Genomic DNA, 19,591 nt, shown 5'->3' on the forward strand with positions numbered 1-19,591 from the left:
ATGTTTCACCGTATTGAAGAAGCTCTAGAAGATTTAAAAAAAGGTAAAGTCGTTATCGTATGTGATGATGAAAACCGAGAAAATGAAGGCGATTTTATTGCTTTAGCAGAGTACATTACACCAGAAACAATTAATTTTATGATTACACATGGCCGTGGTCTCGTTTGTGTACCGATTACGGAAGGGTACGCAGAACGTCTACAATTAGAACCAATGGTATCTCATAATACAGATTCACATCATACTGCGTTTACAGTGAGCATTGACCATGTCTCTACAACAACAGGGATTAGCGCTCACGAACGTGCAACTACGATACAAGAATTGTTAAACCCCGCATCAAAAGGTGCTGATTTCAATCGACCTGGACATATCTTTCCATTAATTGCGAAAGAAGGCGGTGTCCTGCGTCGTGCAGGTCATACAGAAGCTGCTGTTGATTTAGCAAAGCTATGCGGTGCCGAACCAGCTGGAGTTATTTGCGAGATTATAAATGAGGACGGCACGATGGCACGTGTACCTGATTTAATAGAATGCGCAAAACAATTTGATATAAAAATGATTACAATAGAAGATTTAATTGCTTACCGCCGCCATCATGAAACACTTGTGACGAGAGAAGTGGAAATTACATTACCTACAGATTTCGGTACTTTCCACGCAATTGGCTATTCTAACTCATTAGATACGAAAGAACATATCGCACTTGTAAAAGGTGATATTTCAACAGGTGAACCGGTACTTGTACGTGTTCATTCTGAATGCTTAACAGGAGATGTATTCGGTTCACATCGCTGCGATTGCGGACCACAACTCCATGCAGCACTTGCTCAAATTGAGCGTGAAGGAAAAGGTGTTCTTCTTTATATGAGGCAAGAAGGAAGAGGCATTGGGCTTCTTAATAAGCTTCGTGCTTATAAATTACAAGAAGAAGGATTCGATACTGTAGAAGCAAATGAAAAACTCGGCTTCCCTGCTGATCTTCGTGATTACGGTATCGGTGCTCAAATATTAAAAGATTTAGGTTTACAGAGTTTACGATTATTAACGAATAACCCAAGAAAAATTGCTGGCTTACAAGGTTACGATTTAGAAGTAGTCGAGCGTGTACCGTTGCAAATGCCAGCAAAAGAAGAGAATAAATCGTATTTACAAACGAAAGTAAACAAATTAGGACACTTACTAAACTTATAATTAAAGGAGAGATTTATTATGGTATTCGAAGGTCATTTAGTTGGTACAGGATTAAAAGTTGGAGTTGTTGTTGGACGTTTTAACGAATTTATTACAAGTAAGTTACTTGGCGGCGCTTTAGACGGATTAAAGCGTCACGGTGTAGAAGAAAATGATATTGATGTTGCTTGGGTTCCTGGTGCATTTGAAATTCCTTTAATCGCTAAAAAGATGGCTAGTAGCGGAAAGTATGATGCTGTTATTACATTAGGTACTGTAATCCGAGGTGCTACAACTCACTACGATTACGTTTGTAATGAAGTAGCAAAAGGTGTTGCGTCTTTATCACTACAAATGGACATCCCAGTTATTTTCGGCGTATTAACGACAGAAACAATTGAACAAGCGATTGAACGCGCAGGTACGAAAGCTGGTAATAAAGGATATGAATCAGCTGTTGCTGCAATTGAAATGGCTCACTTATCAAAACAATGGGCATAAAAAAAGAGGCTGCGGCCTCTTTTTATTTTTTCACCTTTTTTTGTACATCTTTTATTAATTCATTCATCGTTTTTCCTTCTGTTTTTATATGAAGAGCTTGTGCCGTTCTCCATACATTCTCTCTTTTTTTCGCTTCTTCTATAATAGTAATTTCTTTTCTAACTTCCTTTAAATCTTTTCCTTCCGTTTTCAATCCAAAATGTTCAGCTTTCGTTCGAAAGTGTTGTTCGATTCTTTGTTGCATTTCTTTTTGTTCAGGATTTTCAGCAGCCTTAACTGGATCAGAACTTATTGCTTTTATTAAAATTAAACAAGTCATAATCGCTAATATGTATTTGTACATGTAAAATCCTCCAACCCAATATAAATTACATATTTACTATGTACAACTAGGGCTTGGAAAATTCGTCCACAAAAATTCTTTTTTTCGCTTAAAAACCAATAATATCAAGCGTTCACAACTATTTATTACATTTTATTTACAAAAAAAGCAAACCCTTTTACAAGTTTGCTTTTTCATCTATCTTATAATGCACATTCTTCAATCTCAAATCCTAAATCTGCAATCATACCCCAGTCCGCAGTCGGCTCTTGTCCAGCTGTCGTTAAGTAGTCCCCGACAAAAATAGAATTTGCTGCAAATAAACCGATTGGCTGTACAGAACGTAAATTGATTTCACGTCCTCCTGAAATACGAATTTCTTTTGTTGGGTTTACAAAACGCATCATTGCCAGTACTTTTAAACATTCTACTGGCGTTAACTCTTTTTGTCCTTCAAGAGGTGTCCCCTTTACAGCAACAAGGAAATTACAAGGGATAGAATCTGCATCTATACGTTGTAATTCAAATGCAATTTCAGCACGCTCTTCAATTGTTTCTCCCATGCCAAAAATCGCTCCCGAGCATGGGGAAATGCCCGCTTGTTTTGCTTTTTGAACTGTATCAACACGATCATCATACGTATGAGTTGAACAAATACTATCGTAATTATTTGCATGTGTATTTAAGTTGTGGTTATAACGATGCACGCCTGCTTCCGCTAAACGTCCTGCTTGATCTTCATTTAAGAAACCTAAACAACAACAAATCTTCAAGTCTGTCGTTTCACGAATTTCCTTAACTGCTCCAATTACGTGATTTACCTCTTTATCCGTCGGACGACGACCAGACGCTACAATACAATATGTACCTGCTTTACGGCGTATTGCTTCATGTGCCCCTTCTACAATCTTCTCCTGCGTTAACCATGCATATTTATCAATCGGTGCTTCTGAAATAATAGACTGTGAGCAATATCCACAATCTTCAGGACATAATCCAGATTTCGTATTAATAATCATATTCAATTTTACTTTCTTACCAAAGTGATGATGGCGAATAATGTAAGCCGCATTCATAATTTCTAAAACTTCTGTATCATCAGCTTCTAATATCGCTATTGCATCTTCTTTCGTAATCATCTTCTCTTCCACTACGTCGTATGCAAGTTTTTTCCAATCCCTTTTTGTTTGTACTTGTTTCATTTCATCTCTTCCCCTCTTTTGTTATATGTATAAATAAAGCATGATACGTTGCCATTATCCCTCCATTTCCCGTGAAGTCTCTTTCGTATATGCGTAGCATCGCACGAAAGAGTGAGGGACTTTGACAATATGATCCTTCATTGCTATTAGTTGCTCCTACTTTTCGAATAGAATGCAGAAACTCCTTAACTTCTGTAAAACTCTCTATGTAACATGTTTCAGAAACATGCACATCCCCTGTTTCTATCTTACATATATGAAGCAACTGATCTTTTGAATAAAAACGTTGACCAATCGATGTTTCATTTTTTATATTTCTTTCTTCTTTCGCACGTTGGAACGAAGCATGCAATTCTTGAAACGTTTCATGTCCAAACGTTGAAAAGAGTAATATCCCATCTATAGACAAATGTTGAAATAAATTTCTTAACACTTGTTGTAAATTATTTAACCATTGAAATGTAGCATTTGAAATAATGACATCATATGATTCTTCTAATCGTAATCGCTCAATATCTTCACAGTGAAACGTTACATTTTTTACATTTTGTCTAGTTTGCGCAATCGCAATCATACTTTCAGCAAAATCAACTGCTGTAATATGTGCTTTCGGAAATAACTTTGATAATTGCTCTGTTACATACCCCGTCCCGCATCCCAGTTCTAAAATACGTATTGATGCCGTTTCACTATATCGTTCCTTTAAGATTGAAAGTAATGAATGTGCCATCTTTTTTTGTACATTTGCATATCGATCGTAAGATACGGCTGCCCCATTAAACCGTTTTTGTAGTAACGTTTTGTTGATCATGTCGTATCCCCTCTACAAATTGAATTATCTCATTTGCGCAATATTCAAAATTCGTCGCACATAATGCATGCCCTGCTTCACTTACTACTTTCAGCTCGCTGCTGCTATTTTCCGTCATACTACGTGCCGCAGACAATGGGCATATTACATCCTGTTCTCCGTGAATAAGTAGTATAGGTACTTTAATTTCTTTTAGTTCTTCTCTCATATCTGTTTCTATTAAATAATCCAAACCTAGTTGTAAAGACTGAATAGAATCACCTTTAAAACGGTCTACAATGTCTTCAAAGTTTTTATTCTCTTTTAGCTCATCTTTCGTAAACATATTTTCATAAAACCGCTTGAGCGTATCTTCTTTCCTTCTCGCCAAATTCCTTTTCAGCCGTTCTACATGCAAAGCATTCCATCCGTTACTGTAATCGCTCGTATTTGTAAATTTAGCAGTACCACCAATTAATACGATGCCTTTTGCCTGAATCTTTTTATAAGCTTCAACTGCTGCTAACGCTCCTAGTGACCATCCAACCAATATTACGTTGTCATTATGCGCTACATCTATAATTCGTTCCGCAAATTCACTTCGTTCTTTCACATTACGCCAATCTATGCATTGAACAGAATATCCTTTAAAATACGGAAGTACTAAATCCCAAATATTCTCTTCCATTCCCCATCCGGGGATAAAAATAATCTTTAGCTCATTCATACGAAAAGCTCCTCTTCTTTCGCAATGTGGATAATTCGGTCAATAGCCCATTTTAAATCAGCTATTGTATGTTGCGATGTAACTGCAAAGCGAATTCGAGAACTATGAACCGGCACAGTTGGCGGACGAATTGCAATAGCCGCAATCCCTGCCTCTTGCAACCTTTTACTAAACCGTAAAGCATGTTCATTTGAACCGACTACAATCGGTACAATATGAGTTGAACTATTCCCAATATCAAAACCAGCATCCCTTAATTTAGCTCTGAAGTATTCTCCGTTTGCTATAAGGTTCTCTCTTCTTTCGTTATCTTCTTTTACAATTTCAATTGCTTTTTGCACCGCTCCTAACGTACTTGGTGGTAAAGCTGTAGTAAAAATAAAGCTTCTCATCATATTTTGTAAATACTCTATATAAATTTCATCACCTGTCAAATACGCACCATAACACCCTAAAGCCTTGCTAAACGTCCCCATATGTATATCAATTTTTTGAGCAAGATTTTTTTCTATATGAGATAACCCAGCTCCGCCGATTCCATATATTCCACTCGCATGTGCTTCATCGACTATAATGATTGCCCCGTATTTCTCTTTCAGCTGTACTAAATCTCTCAAATACGCAGTATCACCATCCATACTAAAAACAGTATCTGTTACGATTAATTTCCTTTTTTCAGGTGACGCTGTTTTCAACAGCTTCTCTAAATGATCCAAATCATTATGACGATACCTTTTATGCTCTGCCCCGCTTAATATGATTCCATCAACAATACTTGCGTGATTTAACTTATCACTAAAAACAATATCGTGCCGAGAGGCTAAAGAAGATATGGCACCTATATTTGCCGTATACCCACTATTTACAATTAAAGCTCTTTCAGTACCTTTCCAGTCACATATGCTTCTCTCAACCTCTTCATATAATGGATGATTTCCTACAACGAGACGAGAGGCAGTCGCTCCAGTTCCATATCTTTTTGTACAGGCAATAGCAGCTTCTTTTAACCTTTCATCTCCAGCTAACCCTAAATAATTATTTGACGCTAAATTTAACATCCTTTTTTTATCTCGAATAAGCCAAGTCTCTTCTGCCTCCTCTGTTACATGCAAATCACGATACTGCCCTTGCTCATGTAATTGTTGTAATTTAGATTGAAGGTGCGCCCGCCACGTTTGATTCATTTTGGATAAACTCCTCTAATTTTGAAATCATAATATGTTCTTTTGCAGATTCTAATACTTCTTCTTTCGTAAACTCACCTTCAAAGAATGGTAATAATCCTAAAACTGGTACCCCGCTCAGCTCTTCAATCATCTCTTTATTTTCTTGCACTCTTTCCATTTCACATTCTTTGCAACCTGATAAAATGACACCCGCTACGGTTAAGCCATGCGCCTTTGCGTAAGCAATCGTTAACACTGTATGATTTACTGTTCCTAATGTAGGACGAGCTACTACAATAAGAGGCAACTGTAATTCTTTTGCAAAATCAATTACTAAAGCATCTTCTGTATATGGGACAGCAAGCCCACCTGCTCCTTCTACAAATAAGCTATTAAACTCTTTTAATAGTTCATTATAGTAATCAGTAATTTCTTTTAACTTTACTACTCTTCCAGCTCTTTTCATGGCAAGTCTCGGAGCAAGTGGTTCTTCAATAGAATAAGGGCAAATTTCATTTTCTGGTGTCGGTACACCTGATAATGATTTTAACCTTGCCGCATCTCCCTCAGGGTTTGATGCAACATGCCCACTTTGTAACGGTTTATATACCCCTACGTTATATCCTAATTCTCTAAATACACCTGCTATAGCACCTGCAACTACTGTTTTTCCAACTTCAGTATCAGTTGCTGTTATGAAAAAACCACTCATTATTCTCCCTCCGTAACATCCGAGATTGCCTTATATAAAATGCGTAACATATCATCAATCTCTTCAAAAGTAGAAGCAAGTGGCGGCATAAATACAATCGTGTTACCTAGCGGTCGTAAAATCATACCCAGCTCTCTTGAGCGTTTACATACTTGAACACCGACTCTCTCTGTCCAGTCAAACGCTTCTTTCGTTTCCTTATTCTTCACAAGCTCAATACCAACCATTAATCCGCACTGACGAATATCACCTACATGTTTATAAGCAAAGAGCTTTTCTAATTGCGCTGCCACATAATCCGTTTTACGTGCCACTTCTTCTATTAAATTTGTTTTTTCATATAGTTCTAGATTCGCGATTGCTACGGCACACCCTAACGGATTGCCTGTGTAGCTATGTCCATGGAAAAATGTTTTTTGTTCTTCATATTCTCCTAAGAAGGCATTATATATTTCATCTGTCGTTACCGTAACTGCAATTGGTAAATATCCACCTGTTAAACCTTTCCCAGCAGTTAAAATGTCTGGCGTCACATTTTCATGTTCACAAGCAAACATTTTCCCTGTACGCCCAAATCCAGTTGCTACCTCATCTGTAATAAATAATACATTGTACTTAGTACATAAATCGCGCAGTCCTTTTAAATATCCTTTTGGCATTGTAATCATCCCGCCAGCACCTTGCATTAATGGCTCTACAATGATGGCAGCTACTTCTTCATGCTTTTCTTTCAACAATTCTTCCATTTCTTCTAAATGGCTTTTTACAATTTCCTCCTTATTATTTCCGTAAGGAGAACGATATGTATATGGATACGGCATTTTAATCGCATCAAATAAGAGCGAACTATACACTTGGTGAAACAAGTCTATTGCTCCTACTGAAACAGCTCCAATTGTATCACCGTGATATGCTTCTTTTAATGTAACGAATCTTTGTTTCTTTGGTTTCCCTTTATGCTGCCAATATTGGAAAGCCATCTTAATTGCAATTTCAACAGCGGTAGAACCTGAATCAGAATAGAATACCTTCTTCAATCCATCTGGTACAACCTCAATAATTTTTTCTGCTAATAAAATAGATGGAACGTTAGCAAGTCCTAACATAGTAGAATGAGCAATTTTATTTAATTGCTCACGAATTGCTTCATCTAATTCCGGTACTTGATGTCCGTGAACATTTAACCATATAGATGAAACACCATCCCAATATTCATTACCATTTACATCGTATAGTTTTCTTCCCTCTCCACGTTCAATAATGACAGGATCTTCTTCTAAATAATCTTTCATTTGTGTAAATGGGTGCCATACGTAAGCTTTATTTTTCTCTGCTAATTCTTCATATGTATAAGATGATTTTTCAATCGTTCTACTATTTATTGTCACAATTGTCACCCCTAATGTTAACTTGTTTATAAATATAGTTAACATTAAATCCGAATGACTGTCAATTATTTTAAAATCAAATAGTTCTTAAAAAAGAACAACTTATCATACGATAAGTTGTTCTACTTTCCATGCTGTATCTTTCCAATTTCTAAAATAATTTCTTCATCTTTTTTCCCCTCTGTATCAATTCCAAGTTGCTTAGCGTGCTCAATTAATAAATCATGACGCTTCTCAAATCTAGCGGTATTTACTTCTTTCGTAACCTCTTCTTTTGTTTTCCCCTCAGTAGAAACTCCTAGTTTTTCTGCTGCTTTTTCCATTGATTTCTTCTCTTCTATTTCTTTTAATTTCTTCACTTCTGACTGTTGTATTTGCTTTTGTTTCAACTGCTCTGATTCAGCCGCAAAAGCTGTGTAAATTCCAGCACTTCCTCCAATAACTAATAAAGTGGTAAAAAGAATTATTTTTTTCTTCACTCTTTCCTCCCCCTTTCAAATTCATTATAACGTACATTTTTACAGCGTTAAAAACAATTATCCTTTATTTCCCTAAAAAAACATTTAATATTTTTATTGACATGTAAGATGAAAATATGATAAAAATTTAACTAACATCATATGAATCGGCGTTGATAGGATTTAGTAGTATTTCGATTTCTGATTTCAGAGAGCTGGTGGTCGGTGCGAACCAGTACAGAGCGAATTATGAATTACCCCCTGGAGCTTCTTTTACGAAACGTGAGGAGTAGTGAAAGACGGTTATAGACCGTTATGTCTAAAGAGTGGTGAAACGACACTGTTTCACAATTTAGGGTGGTACCGCGAATTTTTCGTCCCTGCATATATTGCAGGGGCGTTTTTTATTTTATAAGCGCATATCATATGACCCTTTATTTTGTGACGCATTCATTTCACAAGCTAGGGTGGTACCGCGATTTCTTCGTCCCTGCATAATTATATGCAGGGACGTTTTTTTATCCAATCATTTCCGTATCATATAGAAGGACTAACAATTACCGGTAATTTGTCACAAAATTCTAAATTTTAGAAGGAAATATACAATATTGGCGAATTTTATATAAAAAAGAGCTATTTTACATTACTTAGGAGGGGAAAACAATGGTTTCAAAAATTGAGTCTGTTCTTTTAACAATTTTTATCTTTTTCTGTATTGGTTTTAGTGTTATTCAATTAGAAGTTTCACCACACATTCCAATTTTATTTGGTATCGTTCTTTTATTAGCATTTGGATTCCTGAAGAGAATCTCTTGGTCTACTATGGAGAAAGGGATGATTAGTAGTATTTCAGCTGGTATTCCATCTATATTTATTTTCTTACTTGTAGGCGTATTAATTAGCGTTTGGATCGCAGCTGGAACTATTCCGACTTTAATGGTATACGGCTTCCAGCTTGTATCTCCAAAAATTTTCGTTCCAACTGTTTTTGTTGTTTGTGCAATTGTTGGAACGAGTATCGGTAGTGCTTTTACAACTGCTGCAACTGTAGGACTTGCTTTTATGGGAATGGGTACTGCCCTTGGATACGATCCAGCTCTTATTGCTGGTGCAATTATTTCTGGTGCATTCTTCGGAGATAAAATGTCTCCTTTATCTGATACAACAAACTTAGCGCCTGCTGTAACGGGTGTAGATTTATTTGAACATATTCGTAACATGCTTTGGACAACAGTGCCAGCTTTCATTATTGCTTTTATCGCATTTTTCATTTTAGGAAGCGGATCTGGTGGAAACGTTGATTTCTCAGCATTTATTAACACACTAGAAAAAAATGCAACGATTTCTATCGTTACACTGATTCCTATTTTATTACTGTTCCTATTCGCATTTAAAAAGGTACCCGCAGTTCCAACATTACTTGCAGGAATTGTGGTAGGAATTATTATTCTCTTTATTTTTAAACCTAGCACTTCTTTAGCTGATTTAATTAAAATTATGCAAGACGGTTACGTTTCTAAAACTGGTATCAAAGATATTGATAGCTTATTATCTCGCGGTGGCCTGCAAAGTATGATGATGTCAATTGCTCTTATTTTCCTAGCTCTTTGTATGGGAGGATTATTACAAGGAATGGGTATTATAGCGCAGCTGATGAATATTATCTCTAGCTTCGTAAAAACTAGTACACGCTTAATTATTTCTACTGCTTCAACTGCAATTGGTGTAAACTTCTTACTTGGTGAGCAGTACTTATCCATCGTTTTAACAGGACAAGCATTTGCTAATAAATACGATGAAGTCGGTTTAGAACGTCGTAATTTATCACGAGTATTAGAAGATGCTGGTACAGTAATTAATCCACTCGTACCATGGGGTGTAAGTGGCGTATTCTTAACAAACGTTCTTAGCGTTCCAACATTCGATTACCTGCCATACGCAATCTTCTGTTTAGCATGTCCAGTCGTAACCATTATTGTCGGTTTTACTGGATTCGGTCTTTCATGGAAAAAAGAAAAAGCAGTACCAGTTTCATAATATAACAAAAAGGATTACCAAATCGGTAATCCTTTTTATATTTCTTGACTATCTATTCGCTTTCTTTCTTCTAAATAACAGAAGTAATCCCGCTCCAACAAACGCAAGACCAGCTCCAATTGTAGAAGCAATACTTGCACCTGTTTTCGGTAAATCACGTTCATCTTTTTCAGCTTCTTTATTTTCACTTACAGTTGTTGTTTCTTTTGTATTTTGATCATCTGTTGTAGTTTGTCCAGATCCAGTATTGTTTCCATCTTGCTTTGGTTCATTACCATTATTACCTTCTTCTGTTGGCGGTGTTGTTGGGTTTTCTCCATCACCTTTTGGTGGTGTCGTCGGATTTTCTCCATCACCTTTCGGCGGTGTTGTTGGGTTTCCTTCACCAGTTTCTTTATCATCATTTTTCTTCGTTATATCAATTGCATATTTCGCAAATTCATTTTCAGATGGTCCAACATATGAAATCTTTCCATCTTTCTTTATATACTTTTGTGCATTTGGTGAAGAATCAAATGTTGTATTTAATTTATCTGCAACAATCGGTTTAAATGTCCAATTTTGATCAGCTGCTGGATCAATATCTTTTATTTTTTGCATATACTTCACAATGATTTGACGTGTTTCATCTTGTGATTGGTATACAACTTCCCCTTTACTTACACCTGGGAACGTTTGGCTACTTCCACGATAGTTATTTGTAGCGACGATGAACTCTTGCTTGTCAGCTACTGGCTTACCTTCATATGTCATATTTACAATACGATTCGTATTTGCATTTACAACTTTTCCATCTTTATCGTATTTCGCCGGTTGTGTTACATCAATTTCGTATTTTAAGCCATCTAAAATATCAAAGTTATATGTAGGATACCCTATATTTACTAACGGCTGTTCTTCTGTTTTCTTTGGATCAATTTGATTAAACTGACCTGCAGACATTTCAAGCCATTCTTTCACTTGTGCCCCATTTACTTTTACAGCATATAACGTATTTGGATATACATATAAATCTGCAACGTTTTTAATCGCTAACGTTCCAGCTGGAATATCCGTATAATATGTAGCACCGTTTCGGCCACCTGCTTTAAATGGTGCGCCTGCAGATAAAACCGGAATATCTTTAATCTTTTCGTACTCTGGTTTTTTAAGTTCTTCTTCTACATACCATTTTTGCGCATTTGTCACAATTTGTACGGAAGGATCATCTTGTACTAATGAAAAATAACTATTAATTGGTGCTTTCGTTTCACCTACATGTGTATTTACATATTCGATTGTCTTTTCATGTTCATCTTTAATTTCATTAACTAATTTTTGATCAGATTCTACTAATGGGGTACCTTTACTATTAGCAATCGGGCGAAGTTGTGGCTTAGATTGATCTTTTTGCACTTCCCATTTTCCGTTTACCTTTTTCAATTGCATATCAATAATACCTAAGTTACTACCAAAAACACCCGGCATTACAACTGGAACACCATTAAATACATCCTTCACTTCAGTATGTGAATGTCCCATTAATACTGCATCTACGCCAGGAACTTGTGTTGCTAAATGATATGATGCATTTTCCATTTTATTCGCTTCTTTATATTCGCTCTTATCGACGCCTGAATGAGCCAATGCAACGATAATATCCGCACCCTCATCTTGCATTTTTTTCACCATTATTTTTGCTGTTGCGACGATGTCTTTCGCTTTTACTTTTCCTTCTAAGTTCGCTTTATCCCAGTTCATGATTTGTGGTGGAACAAATCCCATTACACCAATTTTCACTATTTGTTTTTGGCCTGCTTCATCCACTACTTCTTTCTTTAAAATATGATATGGTTTAAAATAATTTTCATCGTTCTCTTCCTTATCATCATGGTCAACTTTATATACATTCGAGTTAATAACCGGGAAATCCGTTTTTTCAATCACCTTGTTTAAATAATCTAAACCGTAGTTAAATTCATGATTCCCAAGAGAGATGACGTCATACTTCATTAAATTCATTACACGATATAATGGATGTGTATAACTAGGATCCACAGGATTCTTCGGATCTTTTATTTTATTCGCTACGTAATCCCCAAGCGGTGTCCCTTGTAATGCATCCCCATCATCAAATAGGACAGAGTTTTTCACTTCTTCACGTGCTTTATTAACGAGTGTTGCCGTTTGTACAAGACCTACTTTATTATCTGTTTTCGTTTGATAATAATCGTAATTCATTAAGTTAACGTGAATATCTGATGTTTCTAGAATTCGTAAGTTAACTGTACTCTCCCCAGTGTTCTCATCTGCATGAGCTGTTGCTGGCATTACTTGCGGTGCCATTACACCAATCGCAAGAGTTGCTCCAGCTAGCATTTTTTTTGACTTTTTCACAAAAAATCCCCCTTATACAATTACCAGAAATAATGAAATGAATCCCTATCTGTCTCTAACCACATACCTTTTTTCTTCTATTAGAGACACAATTTTCATTTCACCCTGCGCTAACGAGTAGTCCCCTTAAACGCCCGATTGATGAAGACTAACAATTAATAGGAAATAAAGCTCCCACTAATTAAAATTTCACCTTATCTGACATTATCATATATAAAGTTCTTTCCTATCGTCAATATTTTTTGACAAACTTCAACAAATTTTCTGTAAAGTTATTATAAACTTTTCATAAACATATAATATGCCCTTACATTGCTAATACTGCTGAATATGATACAATTACCAATTACAAGGAGGATGAATTTATGAAAAAAGTCATCTTAACAATTGTTTGTCTCCTCCTTCTGATCATTTCTTATTCTTATTTTGAAAAGAACGACGAGACAAAACAAAATGAACCCGAAGAAAAAACAGAAAAAACATCTACTCCAAGTTGGATTGATAAGCAAACAAACGATTCCTTTTATCATCTCGTACTAGGTGATTCGCTCGCCAAAGGATATGGATCAACACAAGGTGGATTTGCTGAATTAGCCTCTAAACAAATAGAAGCACAAATTCATAAACCAATTACTGTAGAAAACCTTGGGATAAACGGTCTTACAACAGATCGTCTCGCTAAAAAAGTTCAATCAGAAGATGTAAAGCAAAAAATTAGAGCAGCAAATATCATTACCATTAATATTGGAGGAAATAATTTATTTCGCTTAAATCGTGATGTCGGTGTTATAGACGGTATTAAAATGTTAAATAAAGAAAAAGCTCATTTTGAAGCGGATGTAAAAAATATTGTAAAGACAGTCCGAGATCAAAATCCGGATGCTTTACTCATTCTTTCTGAACTCTATAACCCGTTACAACTCGATGACTCCATCGCAAGTTATGCAGATATGTTTTTAGACGGCTGGAATGAATCCGTTTATTCCATTGCAAAAGTGAATCAACCATCTATCGTTTTGCCAATTCGTAAATTAATATCGAATGATAAAAAAGAATTGCTCTTTGACCAAGTACACCCAAATGATAAAGGCTATACGATTATTGCCGATTCATTTACAAAAAAAGTGTTGGCCTACAAATATTAAAATTCCCATGAAACAATTCTATTTTTATAACATGTCTTTTTTGTTACAATGAGAGTGGAAGGGGGCCTTTATATGGAATCACGCGAGTGGGAACGTATTGTTGATCATCTTCTTTCGCTAGTGCCTCTTTTTTATCGCAAATTTATGCTTCCTGGAGAATTTTCTTCTCAAAGACATATGCCGCCATCACATACACAAGTATTACTGCTTTTGCATGAAAACGGCACATTAGCAGTTTCCGAAATCGGCAAGCGGCTAGCGATTTCACGGCCTAACATGACACCTCTATTAAACAAACTTATTCAAGAAGAACTAATAGAGCGTCATTATAGCGAAAAAGATCGACGGGTCATTTTAATTTCTCTAACAGCTGAAGGGAAATTATTAGTAAATCAGTATCAGCAATTCATTTTAGACAAACTAAAAGAAAATTTCCAAACATTATCTGAGGAAGAGCGCGAAAAGCTCATTCATTCTCTTCAAACCATTCAAAATTTAATTTTGAAAACAAACGTATAAAGCTGCTTCTAAATAGAAGCAGCTTTATGATTCGTAATAATTACCATAGTACACATTGGAATATGGCCATGTTGTTAAATATGGTTTTTTTTCCTGTGTAGGCTGTTGTTGTGGTATTTGTGGTATTTGTGATAATTGCTGTAATTGTTGTTGCCGATATAATTCGTATTGTCTACTCGTATCATAAACCGGATAATAATTTACATATGGATATACTTGAGGTACGTAATAATAATACATTATCCTCTCCTCCTTTTTCTTAAACATATTCAAAGGAGAAAATGGATGTGACATTGTTTATAATTGTACAAGTGGTTCTCTCACTCGTTTCTTCCTTTTCTTCAAGCGTAACTTACGGTTCTTTTCGTATAAATAATGCACAACGAAATACGAAATGAGACCAAACACAACTCCTAAAATCGTCATTCCAATTAATACATACACTTCACTTTGTAATAAGCTCTTTAATATCGTAAAAATGTGACTTGAAAACAAGTCCGATATCTTAAATGGTTCATGATGAATTTTCTGTACATGAAATGGATAAATCATTTTTCCTAGCGCATACGCAAGCGGAAATAAAAATACTGGGAGAAACGATATTTTCCCAATAATATTGCCAATAACTGCCGCAGGAAAAGATCCCTTTGCTAACCTGACGATTGGATAAAATATTACATATACGAGCGATGCCGTATAAATGACTAACATTTCTAAGCCGAATCCTATAGCAAACCCTAACGATACTTTCTTTGCGCCTTCTGGCGATCGAAGCAACTTATAATATTGAAACTTTAATATTCTCCACATCCGCTGAAAAAACGAATATGTTTTCTTAGTTGTTTTCACCCTCATCATCTCTTTAACTATATTTTTATATGTAGTATGTCCTTACACACTCTGAAAAACAAATTTAGTTTTCTCTTTTATTATAAATGATATCGAAATGGTTAACTAAATATACATATGACATTTTAATATAAAAAAACCTCCCTTTTAGGAAGGCTCTTCTACATTTTTAAATAAACTCACTAATAACGCTTTTTGAGCATGCAATCGATTACCAGCTTGCTCAAAGACGATAGAATGTGGTCCATCTATAATTTCTCCTGTTACTTCTTCTTCACGATGGGCAGGTAAACAGTGTAAGAAACGATATGTTTGCTTCGCATGCTTAGCAAGTTCGTTATTGATTTGGTATGGCTGAAATAAAGAATATTTCTCTTCTTCGCCCTCTTGCCCCATGCTCATCCAAACGTCAGTATAAATGAAATCAGCTTCATTCACCGCTAATTCAGGATCATGCAAAACTTCAATTTCAGCTCCTGTTTCCTTGGCAATCGCTAACGCTTTTTTTACAATCTCTTCATTCGGTTCATATCCTACAGGCGTTGCAACAGTCATATGCATTCCGACTTTTGCACTCGCTAGCAACAATGAATGACATACATTATTTCCGTCACCTACGTAAGCCAATTTTATTCCTTTAAATGTATTTGTTTCTTCATATATCGTCATGAGGTCTGCCAATGCTTGACAAGGATGATGATCATCCGTTAAACCGTTAATAACAGGAATACTTGATTCTTTTGCAAGCTCTTCTACATCCGCGTGGGAGAATGTACGTATCATGATCCCGTCAATATACTGCGATAATACTTTCGCAGTATCTGAAACGGTTTCTCCTCTCCCCATTTGCATCTCTTTCCCACTTAAAAACATACCATGTCCCCCGAGCTGTACCATTCCCGCTTCAAAAGATACGCGAGTACGAGTTGAATGCTTATCAAAAATAAGCCCTAATATTTTGCCTTGTAATAAAGGCTCTTGCTTATTCTTTTTTAAATATATAGCGAACTCAATTAAAGAAATAATTTCTTCTTTCGTTAATTCTTCTAGTGTTAAAAGATCTTTCGTATTTAATTTCGGTACTTGTACAGTTGACATGAAACTTCCCCCTTATATGATTGATACGTTTTTTGTACAAACTACTTTTTTTATTATATATACTGCCTGTTCTAACTCTTCATTCGTGACAATGAGTGGCGGTAATAGTCTTATAACATTAGGGCCTGCTTGTAATACGAGAAGTCCTTCGTTTTCTAGTTGTTCTATAAAACTTGCAACTTCATGCTTACACTCAATCCCAATCATAAGCCCCTTACCACGTATATTTTGAATACATCCGACATGCTGTAATTCCTCTTGCAACTTCTCTAATACGTACTCGCCTTTTTCTTGTACTTCTTTTAAAAACGATGGTTTTTTACTCACTTGCAATACTTCTTTCGCTGCAGCCATCGCGATGTAATTCCCGCCAAAAGTTGAACCGTGTGATCCTGCAGTAAACGACGTTCCGAGCTCTTTCCCGCCAATCATCGCTCCGACAGGAATCCCATTCCCAAGTGCCTTTGCAACGGTAACGATATCAGGCTCTATTCCCACTTGTTCATAAGCGAATAGTGTTCCAGTTCTTCCTATCCCCGTTTGTACTTCGTCTATAATAAATAAGGAACCGAACTTATTACATAATGTTTCAATCTCTTTCAAAAAAGATAGATCAGCAGGTATTACTCCTCCCTCTCCTTGAACTACTTCTACCATTACCGCCGCAACTTCTTCATTCATTACTTCCTCTAATGCTTTAATATCGTTAAAAGGGATATGTAAAAAAGATGGAAGTAATGGACCAAATCCTTCTTTCACCTTATCTTGGCCTGTTGCACTCATCGTTCCAAATGTTCTACCGTGAAAAGACTGCTGGCATGTTACGACGAGAGATTTTCCAGTATGCTTACGTGCTAACTTTAAAGCCGCTTCATTTGCCTCTGCCCCACTATTACAGAAAAACACATAATCTAATGCTCTATTTTCTGTTAATAATGACGCAACTTCTTCTTGTAAGCTGTTTGTAAACAGGTTAGATATATGCCATATATCATCAAGTTGCTCTTGTACACCTTTGAGAACAGTAGGGTGACAATGTCCTAAATTACATACGCCAATTCCTGATGTGAAATCTAAATATTCCTTACCGTTATTATCAATAACTTTCGTTCCAGTTCCCTTTACAAACTCAATAGTTCTTCTGCCATACGTTTGAAAAAGATGACTCGTCATGCAATACTCACGCCTTTCGTTACCGTCGTTCCAATACACTCTCCCGTAACCTCAGTAAAATCTTTTGTACCATTCACAATACTTATCTTTTGCACTCCCATTTTTAATGATGCTAGTGCCGCCTGTACTTTCGGAATCATCCCACCTGTAATAACACCTGTTTCTATAAAAGTAGCAATTTCAGATTCATCCGTTTCCTTTACCAAATTCCCTTCATGTAATATTCCATCTACATCCGTAATAAAAATCAGCTCTTTTGCCCCTAACGCGGCCGCAATCCCAGCTGCAGCATTGTCCGCATTTATGTTATAAATTTCATTACCATTTACCCCGATTGGAGCAATAACAGGAATATACCCCATATTTATTAATCCTTTTAATAAGGCTGTTTCTACATAACTTACTTCTCCCACATATCCTATCTCCTCGCTGACAGGTTGAACTTGAAGTAAATTGCCGTCACACCCTGAACAACCTACAGCAAGTAAATTATGCTTTTGTAAATTCATTACGAGTTTTTTATTCATACTTCCGCATAGCACCATTTGAACAACATCCATAACTTCTTTTGGTGTTATCCGTAATCCATCTCTTTTTTCTACGTTGATGTTACAATCTTTTAATTTGGCATCAATTTCTGGTCCACCACCATGAACAATCACTACTTTATACTTCTGTTGCAATTTCTTTATACATTCAAAAAACACATCATTTAATTGATTCAACATACTACCGCCGCATTTCACTACAATATAATCGCTCATCTTCTCTCTCCTTATGTACGATAACAAGCATTTATTTTCACATATTCATAGCTTAAGTCACAGCCCCAAGCTGATCCTGTCTCTTCACCTAAGTGTAAGTACACATTAATGACTATTTCATCTTCTTGTAATCTCTCTTTCATTTCTTCTTCAGAAAATATTTGAGGCTCACTATTTTTTAATACCGATATAGATTGAAGAGTAATGTCAATTGTGTTCGGATTAATAACTACTTCACTTTGTCCAATACTGCTAATAATTCGCCCCCAGTTTGGGTCTTCACCATGTATTGCTGTTTTCACAAGACTCGAACCGACTATTTGCTTTGCAATTTTTTTTGCCTCTTCATTCGTTTGAGCTCCTAGCACATTTACTTCTATTAACTTCGTAGCTCCTTCACCATCTTGCGCAATTTTTTTCGCTAAATCTTCACATACCTTCTGTAAAGCACATACGAAAGTTTCCCAATCTGTATGTTCCATATTTATCGGTCTTGTTTCTGATAATGCACTTGCCATAACGATGACCATATCATTCGTAGAAGTATCTCCATCTACCGTAATTTGATTAAATGTATGATTCGTAATTTGGGATAACACTGTTTGCAATATTCGGATGAATCATCCCTGAACCTTTTGCAACACCCGCAATCGCCACTTTCTTCCCATCAATAATCATTTCATAACAAGTTTCTTTCGTGATAAGATCCGTCGTTAAAATTGCTTCAGAAAAACAATATGCTTCACTTTCTTCCTTCGTCGGTATAAGAGTTGCAACTCCCTTTCGGATTATATCCATCGGCAGTGGAACACCAATTACACCTGTTGAAGCTACTGCAACGTAATTTTCTTTCATCCCAAAATGTTCCGCCCCTAATGCGCGCATCTCGTATGCGTCTTGTAATCCTTTCATTCCAGTACAAGCATTTGCATTTCCACTATTAACGATAATTGCTTGTAACTTCCCTTCTGCCGTTATACTATCCTTCGTTACTTGCAAAGGAGCTGCTTGTATTTGATTCGTTGTATACACAGCGGCACATGATGCTGGTACATCACAAACGATGGCACCTAAATCCTTTTTCTCCTTTTTCAGACCATTTACAGTACCAATTGCCGAAAAGCCTTTAGGCGTTACAATTGAACCATTTTCTAATTTTGTAATAGACGCTACTTTAATCATCATGTCCCC

At 36.2% G+C, this 19,591-nt stretch carries 19 protein-coding genes, 1 pseudogene and 1 other annotated feature; of the genes and pseudogenes, 5 read left to right on the forward strand and 15 right to left on the reverse strand.

The features are described from left to right. Together ribBA and ribH are read left to right on the forward strand one after the other, a co-directional pair. A complete protein-coding gene (ribBA, locus tag ACTL4X_RS20835; protein WP_000468976.1) occupies positions 1-1,194 on the forward strand; it encodes a bifunctional 3,4-dihydroxy-2-butanone 4-phosphate synthase/GTP cyclohydrolase II in 1,194 nt (397 codons plus the stop codon). An 18-nt stretch (positions 1,195-1,212) separates the two neighbouring features. Beyond that, positions 1,213-1,674, forward strand: coding sequence for a 6,7-dimethyl-8-ribityllumazine synthase (gene ribH, locus ACTL4X_RS20840; RefSeq protein ID WP_000230895.1), 462 nt, complete (start codon positions 1,213-1,215; stop codon positions 1,672-1,674). A 22-nt stretch (positions 1,675-1,696) separates the two neighbouring features. Here ribH and ACTL4X_RS20845 read toward each other — a convergent pair whose 3' ends face one another. The 8 genes from ACTL4X_RS20845 to ACTL4X_RS20880 all read right to left on the reverse strand — a co-directional run bounded on the left by ACTL4X_RS20845 (position 1,697) and on the right by ACTL4X_RS20880 (position 8,460). Further along, positions 1,697-2,017, reverse strand: a complete 321-nt coding sequence (locus ACTL4X_RS20845) for a hypothetical protein (RefSeq protein WP_000280032.1) — start codon at positions 2,015-2,017, stop codon at positions 1,697-1,699. Positions 2,018-2,199: 182 nt separating this feature from the next. Further along, entirely contained in the window at positions 2,200-3,198 is a 999-nt protein-coding gene (gene bioB / locus ACTL4X_RS20850) for a biotin synthase (protein ID WP_000815856.1), read from the reverse strand. Between the two features lies 1 nt (position 3,199). Then, complete coding sequence (gene bioC / locus ACTL4X_RS20855; RefSeq protein ID WP_048538475.1) at positions 3,200-4,009, reverse strand: malonyl-ACP O-methyltransferase BioC; 810 nt, start codon at positions 4,007-4,009, stop codon at positions 3,200-3,202. Beyond that, a complete protein-coding gene (locus tag ACTL4X_RS20860) occupies positions 3,975-4,715 on the reverse strand; it encodes an alpha/beta fold hydrolase (protein WP_001004168.1) in 741 nt (246 codons plus the stop codon). Before ACTL4X_RS20860 ends, bioC begins: the two co-directional genes overlap by 35 nt. Then, a complete protein-coding gene (gene bioF / locus ACTL4X_RS20865; RefSeq protein WP_001077291.1) occupies positions 4,712-5,899 on the reverse strand; it encodes an 8-amino-7-oxononanoate synthase in 1,188 nt (395 codons plus the stop codon). The genes ACTL4X_RS20860 and bioF overlap by 4 nt, the downstream gene beginning before the upstream one ends. Beyond that, positions 5,865-6,593 (reverse strand): dethiobiotin synthase, encoded by a 729-nt coding sequence (gene bioD, locus ACTL4X_RS20870; RefSeq protein ID WP_000012474.1) that lies wholly within the window; start codon positions 6,591-6,593, stop codon positions 5,865-5,867. The genes bioF and bioD overlap by 35 nt, the downstream gene beginning before the upstream one ends. Next, positions 6,593-8,026, reverse strand: coding sequence for an adenosylmethionine--8-amino-7-oxononanoate transaminase (bioA, locus tag ACTL4X_RS20875; protein WP_002198144.1), 1,434 nt, complete (start codon positions 8,024-8,026; stop codon positions 6,593-6,595). The genes bioD and bioA overlap by 1 nt, the downstream gene beginning before the upstream one ends. A 77-nt stretch (positions 8,027-8,103) precedes the next feature. After that, positions 8,104-8,460, reverse strand: a complete 357-nt coding sequence (locus ACTL4X_RS20880) for a hypothetical protein (protein ID WP_000726900.1) — start codon at positions 8,458-8,460, stop codon at positions 8,104-8,106. Between the two features lie 143 nt (positions 8,461-8,603). Continuing rightward, positions 8,604-8,824, forward strand: a binding site (T-box leader). A gap of 278 nt (positions 8,825-9,102) precedes the next feature. Here ACTL4X_RS20880 and nhaC point away from each other — a divergent pair. Beyond that, entirely contained in the window at positions 9,103-10,476 is a 1,374-nt protein-coding gene (gene nhaC, locus ACTL4X_RS20885) for a Na+/H+ antiporter NhaC (RefSeq protein WP_000253736.1), read from the forward strand. Between the two features lie 48 nt (positions 10,477-10,524). Here the strand turns inward: nhaC and cpdB are convergent, their stop codons facing one another. Further along, positions 10,525-12,852, reverse strand: coding sequence for a bifunctional 2',3'-cyclic-nucleotide 2'-phosphodiesterase/3'-nucleotidase (cpdB, locus tag ACTL4X_RS20890; protein ID WP_000748668.1), 2,328 nt, complete (start codon positions 12,850-12,852; stop codon positions 10,525-10,527). Between the two features lie 365 nt (positions 12,853-13,217). Between cpdB and ACTL4X_RS20895 the strand changes: the two genes are divergently transcribed. Together ACTL4X_RS20895 and ACTL4X_RS20900 are read left to right on the forward strand one after the other, a co-directional pair. After that, the gene (locus ACTL4X_RS20895; protein WP_000755838.1) at positions 13,218-13,997 is read left to right on the forward strand and encodes a GDSL-type esterase/lipase family protein; all 780 of its coding nucleotides are present in this window, start codon (positions 13,218-13,220) and stop codon (positions 13,995-13,997) included. A 72-nt stretch (positions 13,998-14,069) separates the two neighbouring features. Continuing rightward, the gene (locus ACTL4X_RS20900) at positions 14,070-14,516 is read left to right on the forward strand and encodes a MarR family winged helix-turn-helix transcriptional regulator (protein ID WP_000445819.1); all 447 of its coding nucleotides are present in this window, start codon (positions 14,070-14,072) and stop codon (positions 14,514-14,516) included. 24 nt (positions 14,517-14,540) lie between these two features. Here the strand turns inward: ACTL4X_RS20900 and ACTL4X_RS20905 are convergent, their stop codons facing one another. The 6 genes and pseudogenes from ACTL4X_RS20905 to argJ form a co-directional block, all read right to left on the reverse strand. Beyond that, positions 14,541-14,756 (reverse strand): hypothetical protein, encoded by a 216-nt coding sequence (locus ACTL4X_RS20905; protein WP_000291955.1) that lies wholly within the window; start codon positions 14,754-14,756, stop codon positions 14,541-14,543. Positions 14,757-14,813: 57 nt separating this feature from the next. After that, positions 14,814-15,374 carry a DUF2062 domain-containing protein gene (locus ACTL4X_RS20910; RefSeq protein ID WP_002026296.1) on the reverse strand — a complete coding sequence of 187 codons (561 nt, stop codon included), beginning with the start codon at positions 15,372-15,374 and terminating at the stop codon, positions 14,814-14,816. A gap of 138 nt (positions 15,375-15,512) precedes the next feature. Next, on the reverse strand, positions 15,513-16,463 hold the full coding sequence (argF, locus tag ACTL4X_RS20915; protein ID WP_048538476.1) for an ornithine carbamoyltransferase: 951 nt from the start codon (positions 16,461-16,463) through the stop codon (positions 15,513-15,515). A gap of 12 nt (positions 16,464-16,475) precedes the next feature. Further along, on the reverse strand, positions 16,476-17,636 hold the full coding sequence (locus ACTL4X_RS20920) for an acetylornithine transaminase (RefSeq protein ID WP_000200553.1): 1,161 nt from the start codon (positions 17,634-17,636) through the stop codon (positions 16,476-16,478). After that, entirely contained in the window at positions 17,633-18,400 is a 768-nt protein-coding gene (argB, locus tag ACTL4X_RS20925) for an acetylglutamate kinase (protein ID WP_001286795.1), read from the reverse strand. The genes ACTL4X_RS20920 and argB overlap by 4 nt, the downstream gene beginning before the upstream one ends. Positions 18,401-18,411: 11 nt before the next feature. Further along, positions 18,412-19,582 (reverse strand): annotated as a pseudogene (gene argJ / locus ACTL4X_RS20930) (bifunctional glutamate N-acetyltransferase/amino-acid acetyltransferase ArgJ). Positions 19,583-19,591: the final 9 nt, after the last annotated feature.

This window comes from Bacillus sp. RE35 (assembly GCF_052146655.1).
Taxonomy (GTDB): domain Bacteria; phylum Bacillota; class Bacilli; order Bacillales; family Bacillaceae_G; genus Bacillus_A; species Bacillus_A cereus.

Coding starts and splice junctions, on each gene's coding strand:
- ribBA (WP_000468976.1), top strand. CDS start 1: ATGTTTCACCGTATTGAAGAAGCTCTAGAAGATTTAAAAAAAGGTAAA.
- ribH (WP_000230895.1), top strand. CDS start 1,213: ATGGTATTCGAAGGTCATTTAGTTGGTACAGGATTAAAAGTTGGAGTT.
- ACTL4X_RS20845 (WP_000280032.1), bottom strand. CDS start 2,017: ATGTACAAATACATATTAGCGATTATGACTTGTTTAATTTTAATAAAA.
- bioB (WP_000815856.1), bottom strand. CDS start 3,198: ATGAAACAAGTACAAACAAAAAGGGATTGGAAAAAACTTGCATACGAC.
- bioC (WP_048538475.1), bottom strand. CDS start 4,009: ATGATCAACAAAACGTTACTACAAAAACGGTTTAATGGGGCAGCCGTA.
- ACTL4X_RS20860 (WP_001004168.1), bottom strand. CDS start 4,715: ATGAATGAGCTAAAGATTATTTTTATCCCCGGATGGGGAATGGAAGAG.
- bioF (WP_001077291.1), bottom strand. CDS start 5,899: ATGAATCAAACGTGGCGGGCGCACCTTCAATCTAAATTACAACAATTA.
- bioD (WP_000012474.1), bottom strand. CDS start 6,593: ATGAGTGGTTTTTTCATAACAGCAACTGATACTGAAGTTGGAAAAACA.
- bioA (WP_002198144.1), bottom strand. CDS start 8,026: ATGTTAACTATATTTATAAACAAGTTAACATTAGGGGTGACAATTGTG.
- nhaC (WP_000253736.1), top strand. CDS start 9,103: ATGGTTTCAAAAATTGAGTCTGTTCTTTTAACAATTTTTATCTTTTTC.
- ACTL4X_RS20895 (WP_000755838.1), top strand. CDS start 13,218: ATGAAAAAAGTCATCTTAACAATTGTTTGTCTCCTCCTTCTGATCATT.
- ACTL4X_RS20900 (WP_000445819.1), top strand. CDS start 14,070: ATGGAATCACGCGAGTGGGAACGTATTGTTGATCATCTTCTTTCGCTA.
- ACTL4X_RS20905 (WP_000291955.1), bottom strand. CDS start 14,756: ATGTATTATTATTACGTACCTCAAGTATATCCATATGTAAATTATTAT.
- ACTL4X_RS20910 (WP_002026296.1), bottom strand. CDS start 15,374: ATGATGAGGGTGAAAACAACTAAGAAAACATATTCGTTTTTTCAGCGG.
- argF (WP_048538476.1), bottom strand. CDS start 16,463: ATGTCAACTGTACAAGTACCGAAATTAAATACGAAAGATCTTTTAACA.
- ACTL4X_RS20920 (WP_000200553.1), bottom strand. CDS start 17,636: ATGACGAGTCATCTTTTTCAAACGTATGGCAGAAGAACTATTGAGTTT.
- argB (WP_001286795.1), bottom strand. CDS start 18,400: ATGAGCGATTATATTGTAGTGAAATGCGGCGGTAGTATGTTGAATCAA.